This is a genomic window from Neobacillus niacini (genome assembly GCF_036961885.1).
Classification (GTDB): domain Bacteria; phylum Bacillota; class Bacilli; order Bacillales; family Cytobacillaceae; genus Neobacillus; species Neobacillus niacini_H.
On sequence record NZ_JBALNQ010000053.1, the window covers coordinates 40,654 to 51,634 of the forward strand.

The following is a 10,981-nucleotide window of genomic DNA, read 5'->3' on the forward strand; positions in this document are numbered from 1 at the left end:
CTGAAGAAAGTCTTTGGCTCTTTATTACTTTTTTAAAAGGGTGAATGAAAATGGCGCAACATTGGCAGGAATTGATTCCGATTGATCGTTATTCTGTTACGTCTAATGGATTGCTGCATGAATATGATCGCAAAGTGTTGACTTTTCTGTATCAGCCCTTAATTGGCTCCACTTGCTTAAGCTTGTACATGACTCTCTGGGCAGAGCTTGAAGAAAATAGATTGTGGTCTGAATCCTCCACCCATCATTTATTAATGAATTTGTTAAGTATCAACTTAAAGGATATATATGAAGCTAGGTTGAAGCTTGAGGGAATTGGATTATTAAAAACATATGTAAAATCAGATGAAAGTGGTCGGTCTTTTATCTATGAAATGAATCCGCCCTTAAATCCAGAGCAATTTTTTCTCGATGGAATGTTAAATATTTATTTATATCGTAAAATCGGGAAAAATCACTTTGCGCGTCTAAAACGATTTTTTAGCGATAAGCAAAAGCCGGTCGATGAAGACTATTTAGAAGTAACTAGGGCCTTTCAGGATGTGTTTGCTTCGGCAACACCTGGTAGCCTCCAGTATATGCAAGACCATTCAGAAGATTTAGAGGCAGAAGCAAATCAAGAATTTATTGGCCGTCAGGATCAAAAAACCATTCAAATTGATACCAATACCTTTGATTTCGATATGTTATTGGCAGGTCTTAATGAGTCATTGGTTCCGCAAAAAGCGCTAACCAATAAGGTAAAAGAGGTTATTAGCAACCTTGCCTTTCTATATGGGATTAGCCCTATTGAAATGAAAAATTTTATCTTAGGGGCCATCAATGAAAAGGATGAAATTGATATTGAAGATCTTAGAAAAGGTGCGCGTGATTGGTACCAATTTGAAAATTATGATCAACTTCCGAGTCTTATTAATAGAACTCAGCCTGCTGTACACCAGGTCCAATTAACAGAACCGAAAACGCAGGAAGAAAAATTAATTCGTTATTATGAAACGACACCCCCTATCGTGATTTTTAAAGAACTTTCAGGTGGTGTAGAGCCTTCTGTTTCCAATTTAAAAATATTAGAGGAAATCATGATTAAATACAAACTTCCCCCTGGTGTTGTAAATGTATTGATTGAGGTTGTTCTAAGAAAAACAGATATGAAGTTTACAAAGAACTTTGTTGAATCGATTGCAAGTCATTGGGCTCGATTAAAGATAAAAACCGTTAAGGAAGCGATGGAAGCAGCACTGAAAGAAGAGCGCAGTGTTAAAGAGAGTAAAAAAACAGGAAGATCGGCTAAAAAACCTATTCGGACAGAGGTATTACCTGATTGGTTTGATGAAACAGGAAAAGATCCTGTCAAAGAACAAACAAAAGATAATGACATAGAGCTTGAAGCAAAAAAGCGTGCATTTGAAGAAAAGCTAAAAGCCTTTCGTAAATAGGGGGTGAGGGTAATTGGAAAAAATAAATCGAACACTTAAGCGTCTAGCCTCTAGCGAAAGCTTTCAGAAACGCTATGAAGAGCAGCGGCAGCAAGTGATGAACCATCCGGATATCAAGGCATTTCTGACAGAACATCAAAATAAGCTTGATCAAACCACCATTGAAAAAAGCATGAGTAAGCTTTATGAATATACCCAGCAGAGTAAAGAATGTAATCAGTGCGAGAGTCTTGATGGCTGTATTAATTTCATGAAAGGCTATCATCCTGATTTGGTGCTTGTTCGCAACTCGATTGATGTGGTTTATAAGCGATGCCCGAGGAAAGTAATGGCTGATGAACAAAAGAAGAACCAAAAACTAATCAAAAGTCTATATGTACCGAAAGATATTTTGGAAGCTACCTTTGAGGAGTTTGAAAGTGACTTAGGTCGTATGGATGCAGCTGATAAGACTGGCACTTTTTTAATGAATTATGAGGCTGGTCTTAAACCTAAAGGATTATATCTGCATGGCAAGTTTGGAGTTGGTAAATCCTTTTTATTAGGAGCCATCGCCAATGAACTGGCGAAAAAACAAATCTCCACAATGATTGTTTATGTTCCTGAGCTGATGCGCGAAATGAAAAGTGCAATTGGTGATTCAACCTTAAATGAAAAAATTGAAGCACTTAAAAAAGAACCTATCTTGATGCTTGATGATATTGGTGCCGAAGCTGTTTCTAGCTGGACACGAGATGAGGTACTTGGACCGATCCTTCAGTTTAGAATGCTTGAAAAGCTTCCGACCTTCTTTACCTCTAATTTCGACTTGCAAGGGTTGGAGCACCATTTAACCTACAGCCAGCGTGGTGAAGAGGAAAAAATGAAAGCAAAAAGAATATTGGAAAGAATTCGTAGTTTAAGTGAACCAATTCTAGTAGATGGACCTAACCGAAGAGATTAATTAAAAGGATTACCGAGTTATATTCGGTAGTCCTTTTTTTACAAAGTTTGTTTTGTGATAAAAACAACTTAGTTTAAGAAAAGAGCCTTAACAAACTTCTATTTTGGTCAAGACCCCCATATAAATAGTAAAACAGAGTATGTGTCAGAGGGGGGATTTGTTTGGCAGAAATCATCTTCCGAAGCAGGATGGATGCGAAAAGATTTTATGATCACTTGCTAGAGTATTTACGTTTTAATCCAAATAATCTAGATATTCTTCTTTTAGAAGATCGACATATAGTAAAGATTTCAGAAAACAAAGTAGAAGTTGAAGCGGTCAAAGACGCCTTTTATCAATTTATTGTAAAAATAAAGCTTGATGACTGGTTTAGAGCTATTTTACAACAGCAATATTATTATGAGGATTTAGAAGAGCAGCAGCACATTATGGAGATTATTTATTCCGTTCTTGAAGGGCAGCGCAAGGACCTGGCTATTTTAATTAAGGAAAATGGAGATGTATCAAAAATAAGGGAAGTCATTGATGAAATTTTCCAAGAGCATGTTTCATTTTCGTTTGATTCCTTTCTAAAATTCCGCATGCGTCCCTATTTTAAGATGCTAGAGAGTTATGTGGAAATATCGATTGACGAATATAAAATGGAGCAGGAGTATCAAATATTTATTCATACATTGAGGGATTTCTTATCTGGCCGTGAACCGAAAATGGACACGCTCCATCTTTTGTTTGATGAGGAAATCACATTTTTTGATGAACAGTTCATGGAGATAAAAAGAGGTGACCTGGTGAGAATGATCGACCGGAAGCTGTTGTTTAATCATCCCGTGTATGTAGATTCTGCATCCATTGCCCCTCTTTTATCGATAGCCCCTAAGAGAATTTTACTCTATACAAAAACACCAGAAGAACCGCTTGTCCGGACCATCAAGAATATTTTTGAAGAAAGAGTAACGATAAAAACATACAAGGGTTTACGGCATGCGAAAGAATGGAATCAACTAGAAAATACTGCAAACGAAAATGGGGCTTGAAAAATTTTGTCATAATTGTGTGCTTGGTGTATTGATTTTTGAAAATAGAATCATTATAATTACGTACATAGTACGAAATACTGAAGCTAGACATCAATATATCAAGCAAAAGTAATGATAAGGACAAAAGTATTTATTCACGGTTACCAGAGAGGGAGGACCTGGCTGAAAGCCTCCTAGCACGGATTGAATGCTTACCACCTTTAAACTTCAGCGGTGAACGCTTCTTTGAAGTGAGTAATCGTCTGACGGGAAACAGCCCGTTACCCTGTCCTAAAGTCATTTTTATGTTATTTTTAAAAATGAAAAATTGGGTGGAACCACGTGTTTATTAAACTCGTCCCTTTTCCAGGGACGGGTTTTTTTATTTTTCATTAGAAAAGCGGAAGCGCCTTCGGAACAAGCGCAGCTTGTTCCTGCGAGGATTATTCTAAGGAGCTTTCCTTAGTGCCCAGGGGCGACAGGCATAAGACGAGCCGGCATGAAGGTTGTTCTTTAACCTTCTTGACGGATTGGCTTATGACCCCGAGCCACTAGGCGCTGAAGCTGGACAGTAAACTAAGTCAAAAATGACTTTTAAATTAAAAGGAGGAAAAACCATGTCAAACGTTGTTAAGATTTCGTTTCCAGATGGAGCAGTAAAGGAGTTCCCTCGTGGAACAACAACGGAAGATATTGCCGCTTCCATCAGCCCGGGACTGAAGAAAAAAGCGATTGCCGGGAAATGGAATGGTCAATTATTTGATCTTCGCCGTCCGATTGTAGAAGACGGTTCAATAGAAATCGTTGTCCCTGATTCAAAGGATGCCTTAGAGATTTTGCGTCATAGTACAGCACACTTAATGGCGCAAGCGATTAAAAGGCTGTATGGTAAAGAGGTAAACCTGGGTGTAGGACCCGTTATCGAAGGTGGATTTTATTATGACATCGACCTTGATGAATCGATTACTCCAGAGGACCTTCCAAGAATTGAAAAAGAAATGGCGAAAATCGTTAATGAAAATATCGAAATCGTCCGTAAAGAAGTAAGCCGTGCAGAAGCAGTGCAGTTCTTCAAAGCAGCTGGTGATCCTTACAAGCTTGAACTCATCGAAGCGATCCCTGATGAGGAGACAGTTACCATCTACGAGCAAGGTGATTTCGCTGACCTTTGTCGGGGCGTCCATGTTCCGTCAACTGGAAAAATTAAAGAATTTAAATTGTTAAGCATTGCTGGTGCATACTGGCGCGGTGACAGCAAAAATAAAATGCTCCAGCGTATTTACGGAACTGCTTTCTTTAAGAAAGAGGATTTGGCTGAGCATCTTCGCTTATTAGAAGAAGCAAAAGAGCGGGATCACCGTAAGATTGGTAAAGAGTTGAGCCTTTTTACAAGTTCACAATTAGTTGGACAAGGTTTGCCGTTATGGCTTCCAAAAGGAGCAACCATTCGCCGTGTAATTGAAAGATACATTGTCGATAAAGAGCAGCGTCTTGGCTATGACCATGTATACACTCCAATCATGGGAAGTGTGGATTTATACAAAACTTCAGGTCACTGGGATCACTACCAGGAGGATATGTTCCCGGTAATGGAGATGGATAATGAGCAATTGGTTCTTCGTCCAATGAACTGCCCGCACCATATGATGGTCTATAAAAATGCCATTCACAGCTACCGTGAACTTCCCATTCGAATTGCGGAGCTTGGAACACAGCACCGCTATGAGATGTCTGGAGCATTATCAGGACTGCAACGTGTTCGCGGGATGACTTTAAATGATGCTCATATATTTGTTCGACCAGACCAAATTAAAGATGAATTTAAACGCGTTGTTAATTTAATTCTTGCTGTCTACAAAGACTTTGACCTAAATGACTATTCCTTCCGACTTTCCTACCGCGACCCACAAGATACTGAAAAGTATTATGATGATGATGCGATGTGGGAAAAAGCACAAGGTATGCTAAAGGATGCAATGGATGACCTTGGTCTGGAGTATTATGAGGCAGAGGGAGAGGCAGCCTTCTATGGTCCAAAGCTTGACGTCCAAGTAAAAACTGCTTTAGGTAAGGACGAGACTCTTTCAACTGTGCAGTTAGATTTCTTGCTTCCTGAAAGATTTGATTTAACGTATGTCGGCGAGGATGGCAAGCAGCACCGTCCAGTCGTTATTCACCGTGGAGTGGTGTCGACAATGGAACGCTTTGTTGCCTTTCTAATTGAAGAATACAAAGGTGCATTCCCAACGTGGTTAGCTCCGGTCCAAGTTCAAGTCATTCCTGTTTCACCAGAAGCACATTATGACTTTGCAAAGCAGGTACAGGAACAGCTTCAAAACGAAGGCTTCCGTGTTGATTTGGATGCACGTAATGAAAAAATCGGTTACAAAATTCGTGAAGCACAAATGCAAAAAATTCCATATATGCTTGTTGTCGGTGACAAGGAAGTAGAAGAAAATGCCGTAAACGTCCGCAAATACGGCGAACAAAAATCAGAAACTGTGCCATTTGGGCAGTTCCTTGAATCTCTACTTGCAGAAGTAAAAAGAGGATAATTTTTTTTAAAAAAAGCTGTGTAAAGATGAATGTTTTGGCACTCTGTTGATTGAAGTGGAAGGCACGAAGACTCCTGCAGGAGGACGGGACAGGGGAGACCCCGCAGGCGCTTTAGCGCCGAGGAGGCTTCCCGAACCGCCTGCGGAAAGCGAAGTGCCTGGAACGGAAATCAACAGACTAGTTAACAACGGCGAAAAAAGAAAATATTTCTATTGAATAATTTTTCGTTTCTTGTTAGAATGAATTTTGTTGTCATATGAAATGCATGTTTGACATAACGTCTTTGCTTATGTTATATTAACTAAGGAAAATTGAATACTAGTTTTGGGAAAAGAAGAAGCACCCGCTTCTCACCTGATTGACGCAATTGGCAGTTGGCAGGTTTTACGTGAACTTTTTAGTTTATTACTTTTGTTTCGTAAAGTGTGGGTGTTTGCATCCGCACTTTTTTTATGTTGTAAAAAACAAAGCATCTAAACGTTGTTCATTTATTGCCGAATCAGCGAATGTGTCAATAGTCAGTCTGTTGATTAACTTGACCCGAAAGTTGTATTCGTTAAAACCTTGGAGGTGGCTAATTATTAGCAAAGACATGTTATTAAATGAGGGTATTCGCGCTCGCGAAGTTCGCCTAATTGATCAAAACGGCGAACAACTGGGGATTAAAACAAAATTTGAAGCGCTGGAGATTGCTGGTCGAGTAAATCTTGATTTGGTACTAGTTGCACCAAATGCGAAGCCTCCGGTAGCCCGAATTATGGACTATGGCAAATTTAAATTCGAGACTCAAAAGAAAGAAAAAGAAGCTCGAAAGAACCAAAAGATTATTGTAACGAAAGAAGTTCGTCTAAGCCCAACAATTGATGAGCATGACTTTAATACAAAACTTCGCAATGCGATTAAGTTTTTGGAAAAAGGCGACAAGGTAAAAGCTTCAATCCGCTTTAAGGGCCGGGCGATTACCCATAAAGAAATAGGTCAGCGTGTGTTAGACCGTTTTTCTGCAGAGTGTAAGGAAGTTGCAACCATCGAGTCTCATCCGAAAATGGATGGACGAAGCATGTTCCTCGTTCTAGCACCTAAAACTGAAAAGTAATAAGGAGGACTATCCCAATGCCAAAAATGAAAACTCACCGTGGCGCTGCAAAGCGTTTCAAGAAAACTGGTTCTGGTAAACTGAAGCGTTCACACGCATATACTAGCCACTTATTTGCAAACAAATCAACAAAAGCTAAACGTAAGCTTCGTAAAGCGTCCCTTGTTTCTAAAGGCGATTTCAAACGCATTCGTTTCTTATTAACAAATCTTAAGTAATCTCGAACGATTGATATATAGGAGGGAAATTCAATGCCACGTGTAAAAGGCGGTACAGTAACGCGTCAGCGTCGTAAAAAAGTTATTAAATTAGCAAAAGGTTATTATGGTTCAAAACATATATTATATAAGGTAGCTAACCAACAGGTTATGAAATCTTTTATGTATGCATACCGCGATCGTCGCAATAAGAAGCGCGACTTCCGTAGACTTTGGATTACTCGTATCAACGCAGCAGCTCGTATGAACGGACTTTCTTATAGCCGTTTAATGCATGGCTTAAAGCTTGCTGGTATCGAAGTAAACCGCAAAATGCTTGCTGAATTAGCAGTAAGCGATGCAGCAGCATTTACTGAATTAGCAAACGTTGCAAAACAACAACAGAAATAATTCATTAAGCCATTCTCCATGTGAGGATGGTTTTTTCTATAGGGGAGATGGGGAAAATGCCTTCCATTTTACTGGTTTATATCATCATGAATCTAATTGGACTGCTTGTGATGAAAGTAGATAAAGACCGAGCAAAAAAACAGCAATATCGCATTAGTGAAAATACCCTGTGGCTGATAGCTCTGTTGGGCGGTGCTGTTGGTACAACGGTGGGAATGCAGAGGTATCGACATAAAACAAAGCATTTATCCTTTAAATTTGGTTTTCCTATTCTAGCTGTAGCAGAAATCATACTATTGGGTTATTTTTTAACGATATAGACATAACAGCTTGCCCCTTTCTATAAGCTTTACTATCAACAAAAAGTGGAAGCGCCTTGTTTAGCCCCGACAGGCATAAGGCCGAGCCGGCAGGAAGGTTGTTCTTTAACCTTCATGACGGAATGGCTTATGACCCCGAGGGGCTAGGCGCTGGAGCTGGATTCAGAACAAAGTTTAAAACCCAGGGGGCATGATAATGAATGAGAATCTGTCTTTGCTATTAATCATGGTGGAAGCTGGGGGGATTTTTGCTCCGGTGGCATTCATTCTCTTTCATTTGTTGCGATCGTTCTTATTTATTCCTGTATCGGTTGTGGTTATCGCGGGAGGAGTTCTTTTTGGGACGGTGTGGGGAACTACTTATTCAGTTATTGGCTTAATGGGGGTTAGTATCCTTTTCTATGTTTTTATTGATAAAATGCCGAAAACGCAGGAACGAATCATTAAAATTAAAAATCGTTGGTTCGGTGAGTATCGAAACTTAACGGTTGGTCAAATAACTATTTTAAGACTTATTCCATTTGTACACTACCACCTATTAAGCTTTTGTTTAAAACAAAGAAAACCAAGATTTAAAGAATACATGAAGGCGTCGCTCCTATCAAATATTCCAATTGCTTTTGTTTGCACCATTTTTGGTGAGTACATCAGCACGCTTACCCCTTCTTTTATCGTATTGATCCTAATTGGGTTAACTTGTCTCGTTTATTTGTTGCGAGAAAAACAAAATGTGATTAAATGGAATGTCTTTTTTAAAAGAACAAAAGAAAAAGCCGCTGGGTAAGCGGCTATTTTTGATGCAAAAATTCATGGATGGGACTTTTCCAATGGATTTCGGCAACAGGATACTTTTCGTGAATTTTTTCCTCAATAAAATAAAAGTCTTCCTTAGTCATCCCGGTAATGGAAGTGTTCTGATTTGGCCAAAGTGAAATGGAAACAACATCTATTGCGTTTTTTGTTGCACCTAAATATTTTTCTCCCGTAAATACGGCTCCATTATAGGTAAGTTGAAAATTTTTTATGACCTCATCGTTATCTAATAGCAAGAAACGTTTGTGTTTCCGTGCTGCTTCCAATTTCCGTGTTGGTTTGAGGAGGAATTTAATTGTTACAAATAAAATGAAAGCAATTAATAATAGTAACACCAAGCGTAGCAGCCAAACCATGGTTATGCCTCCTAGTACTTTTACCTACTATACGAAATAGAAAGAGAAAAGTTTCATTCTTTCCATACTTTGATATAATTTTGCAGAGGGAGTGAAAAAAATGCAATTTGAGAAATTGTTTAGAATGCAGCAAGCGTTGGATCAGCATATTGAAGAAAAACATGAATTACAGGATGAGGATTTATTTAATAGGAAGGTGCTTGCGTTACTTGTAGAATTAGGTGAATTGGCGAATGAAACCCGCTGTTTCAAATTTTGGAGTATTAAGCCATCATCTGAAAAAGACGTTATCTTAGAGGAGTTTGTTGATGGAGTCCATTTTATTTTATCGCTTGGTATTGAATGTGGGTACCAGGATTTACACTACTCACTTACGAATGAACCATCAGGATTAACTGTTTCAGAACAATTTTTATTGATTTATGAAAAGGTAAATATTTTTAAAAATACAAAGAGTAATGTTGACTTTAAAAAACTGCTTGAAACCTATATACAGTTAGGTACACTGCTAGGTATCACCTACGAAGAATTAGAAAAGGCATATTTTGAAAAAAATGAAGTAAATTATCAAAGACAGCAGAATAACTATTAGCTGAATATCATCATTATTTTCTGTATAATGAATGTCTAACATACATAAAGGGGGCGAAGCAATGGCTAAATTAGATGAAACTTTAACGATGTTAAAGGATTTAACGGATGCCAATGGAATTCCCGGCAACGAGAGGGAAGTTCGCGAAGTAATGACGAAATACATAGCACCATATGCGGATGAAGTAACGACAGACGGTCTTGGCAGTTTAATCGCTAAGAAGGTTGGAAAAGAGGGCGGGCCAAAAATTATCGTGGCTGGTCACTTAGATGAAGTAGGCTTTATGGTTACTCAAATTGATGATAAGGGTTTTATTCGTTTCCAACCTGTTGGCGGCTGGTGGTCACAGGTCATGCTGGCACAACGCGTCACGGTGGTTACAAATAAAGGGGATATCATTGGTGTCATCGGTTCCAAGCCTCCTCACATTATATCGGTAGAAGCTCGCAAGAAACCGGTAGACATAAAGGATATGTTTATTGATATTGGTGCATCAAGCCGCGAGGAAGCTCTTGGATGGGGTGTCCTTCCAGGTGACATGGTCGTACCATATTTCGAATTTACCGTTATGAAAAATGAAAAAATGCTTTTAGCAAAAGCATGGGATAACCGAATTGGCTGTGCGATTGCCATTGATGTAATGAAGCAATTAAAAGGTATGGACCATCCGAATGAGGTTTATGGCCTAGGAACCACCCAAGAAGAGATTGGCTCGCGCGGTGCAAAGACTTCTGCTGAAAAAATTAATCCGGATATTGGTTTTGCAGTCGATGTAGGTATTGCAGGAGACACGCCGGGAATTTCTGAAAAAGAAGCAATGAGCAAAATGGGGAAAGGTCCGCAAATTATTTTATATGATGCTACCCTTGTGGCACATAAAGGTTTGCGCGACTTTATTACCAATTTAGCAGATGAATTGAATATCCCGTACCAATTTGATGCCATCCCTGGAGGTGGAACGGATGCAGGTCCTATCCATCTAGCTCATCACGGTGTTCCGTCGATTGCCATTACCATTGCAACTCGATATATTCATACGAATGCAGCGATGCTCCATCGCGATGACTATGAAAATGCAGTGAAGCTGATTGTAGAAGTCATCAAGCGACTAAACCGTGAAACCGTTGATAAAATTACCTATGAATAAAGATTTAAGATCCTCAACATGATGTTGGGATTTTTTCGTAAATACTGGCGGATGGCGGGTGAATACTGGCGGATGGCGAGATTTAGTTGCGGATGGCG

The 10,981-nt window shown here is 39.2% G+C and carries 12 protein-coding genes and 1 other annotated feature; of the genes, 11 read left to right on the plus strand and 1 reads right to left on the minus strand.

Annotated elements, in window-relative coordinates:
- Positions 1 to 50: 50 nt before the first annotated feature.
- The 9 genes from V7124_RS20275 (at position 51) to V7124_RS20315 (ending at position 8,759) form a co-directional block, all read left to right on the plus strand.
- Positions 51 to 1,436 carry a replication initiation and membrane attachment family protein gene (locus V7124_RS20275; protein ID WP_335492821.1) on the plus strand — a complete coding sequence of 462 codons (1,386 nt, stop codon included), beginning with the start codon at positions 51 to 53 and terminating at the stop codon, positions 1,434 to 1,436.
- A 13-nt stretch (positions 1,437 to 1,449) separates the two neighbouring features.
- The gene (dnaI, locus tag V7124_RS20280; protein WP_335492824.1) at positions 1,450 to 2,379 is read left to right on the plus strand and encodes a primosomal protein DnaI; all 930 of its coding nucleotides are present in this window, start codon (positions 1,450 to 1,452) and stop codon (positions 2,377 to 2,379) included.
- A 161-nt stretch (positions 2,380 to 2,540) separates the two neighbouring features.
- Positions 2,541 to 3,413 (plus strand): putative sporulation protein YtxC, encoded by an 873-nt coding sequence (locus tag V7124_RS20285; protein ID WP_335492826.1) that lies wholly within the window; start codon positions 2,541 to 2,543, stop codon positions 3,411 to 3,413.
- 599 nt (positions 3,414 to 4,012) lie between these two features.
- Positions 4,013 to 5,950, plus strand: coding sequence for a threonine--tRNA ligase (gene thrS / locus V7124_RS20290; RefSeq protein ID WP_335492829.1), 1,938 nt, complete (start codon positions 4,013 to 4,015; stop codon positions 5,948 to 5,950).
- A gap of 326 nt (positions 5,951 to 6,276) precedes the next feature.
- Positions 6,277 to 6,408: a sequence feature (ribosomal protein L20 leader region), on the plus strand.
- A 135-nt stretch (positions 6,409 to 6,543) separates the two neighbouring features.
- Positions 6,544 to 7,047 (plus strand): translation initiation factor IF-3, encoded by a 504-nt coding sequence (infC, locus tag V7124_RS20295; RefSeq protein WP_335416212.1) that lies wholly within the window; start codon positions 6,544 to 6,546, stop codon positions 7,045 to 7,047.
- 17 nt (positions 7,048 to 7,064) lie between these two features.
- Positions 7,065 to 7,265 (plus strand): 50S ribosomal protein L35, encoded by a 201-nt coding sequence (rpmI, locus tag V7124_RS20300; RefSeq protein WP_034676880.1) that lies wholly within the window; start codon positions 7,065 to 7,067, stop codon positions 7,263 to 7,265.
- 33 nt (positions 7,266 to 7,298) lie between these two features.
- The gene (gene rplT / locus V7124_RS20305) at positions 7,299 to 7,655 is read left to right on the plus strand and encodes a 50S ribosomal protein L20 (RefSeq protein ID WP_335416217.1); all 357 of its coding nucleotides are present in this window, start codon (positions 7,299 to 7,301) and stop codon (positions 7,653 to 7,655) included.
- A 56-nt stretch (positions 7,656 to 7,711) separates the two neighbouring features.
- The gene (locus V7124_RS20310) at positions 7,712 to 7,975 is read left to right on the plus strand and encodes a DUF1294 domain-containing protein (RefSeq protein WP_335492833.1); all 264 of its coding nucleotides are present in this window, start codon (positions 7,712 to 7,714) and stop codon (positions 7,973 to 7,975) included.
- Between the two features lie 196 nt (positions 7,976 to 8,171).
- Positions 8,172 to 8,759, plus strand: coding sequence for a TVP38/TMEM64 family protein (locus V7124_RS20315; RefSeq protein WP_335416222.1), 588 nt, complete (start codon positions 8,172 to 8,174; stop codon positions 8,757 to 8,759).
- A gap of 4 nt (positions 8,760 to 8,763) precedes the next feature.
- On the opposite strand, the gene V7124_RS20320 is transcribed toward V7124_RS20315, so the two are convergent.
- On the minus strand, positions 8,764 to 9,144 hold the full coding sequence (locus V7124_RS20320; protein ID WP_335492837.1) for a sigma-w pathway protein ysdB: 381 nt from the start codon (positions 9,142 to 9,144) through the stop codon (positions 8,764 to 8,766).
- Between the two features lie 100 nt (positions 9,145 to 9,244).
- Here V7124_RS20320 and V7124_RS20325 point away from each other — a divergent pair, with 100 nt between their 5' ends.
- On the plus strand, positions 9,245 to 9,736 hold the full coding sequence (locus V7124_RS20325; protein WP_335492839.1) for a dUTP diphosphatase: 492 nt from the start codon (positions 9,245 to 9,247) through the stop codon (positions 9,734 to 9,736).
- A 61-nt stretch (positions 9,737 to 9,797) separates the two neighbouring features.
- Complete coding sequence (locus tag V7124_RS20330) at positions 9,798 to 10,883, plus strand: M42 family metallopeptidase (protein ID WP_335492842.1); 1,086 nt, start codon at positions 9,798 to 9,800, stop codon at positions 10,881 to 10,883.
- Positions 10,884 to 10,981: the final 98 nt, after the last annotated feature.

What these genes read in the sequence shown, in the direction of transcription:
- V7124_RS20330 (WP_335492842.1), top strand. Translation starts at nt 9,798, where the DNA reads ATGGCTAAATTAGATGAAACTTTAACGATGTTAAAGGATTTAACGGAT.
- V7124_RS20320 (WP_335492837.1), bottom strand. Translation starts at nt 9,144, where the DNA reads ATGGTTTGGCTGCTACGCTTGGTGTTACTATTATTAATTGCTTTCATT.
- V7124_RS20275 (WP_335492821.1), top strand. Translation starts at nt 51, where the DNA reads ATGGCGCAACATTGGCAGGAATTGATTCCGATTGATCGTTATTCTGTT.
- rpmI (WP_034676880.1), top strand. Translation starts at nt 7,065, where the DNA reads ATGCCAAAAATGAAAACTCACCGTGGCGCTGCAAAGCGTTTCAAGAAA.
- V7124_RS20325 (WP_335492839.1), top strand. Translation starts at nt 9,245, where the DNA reads ATGCAATTTGAGAAATTGTTTAGAATGCAGCAAGCGTTGGATCAGCAT.
- rplT (WP_335416217.1), top strand. Translation starts at nt 7,299, where the DNA reads ATGCCACGTGTAAAAGGCGGTACAGTAACGCGTCAGCGTCGTAAAAAA.
- thrS (WP_335492829.1), top strand. Translation starts at nt 4,013, where the DNA reads ATGTCAAACGTTGTTAAGATTTCGTTTCCAGATGGAGCAGTAAAGGAG.
- V7124_RS20310 (WP_335492833.1), top strand. Translation starts at nt 7,712, where the DNA reads ATGCCTTCCATTTTACTGGTTTATATCATCATGAATCTAATTGGACTG.
- infC (WP_335416212.1), top strand. Translation starts at nt 6,544, where the DNA reads ATGTTATTAAATGAGGGTATTCGCGCTCGCGAAGTTCGCCTAATTGAT.
- V7124_RS20315 (WP_335416222.1), top strand. Translation starts at nt 8,172, where the DNA reads ATGAATGAGAATCTGTCTTTGCTATTAATCATGGTGGAAGCTGGGGGG.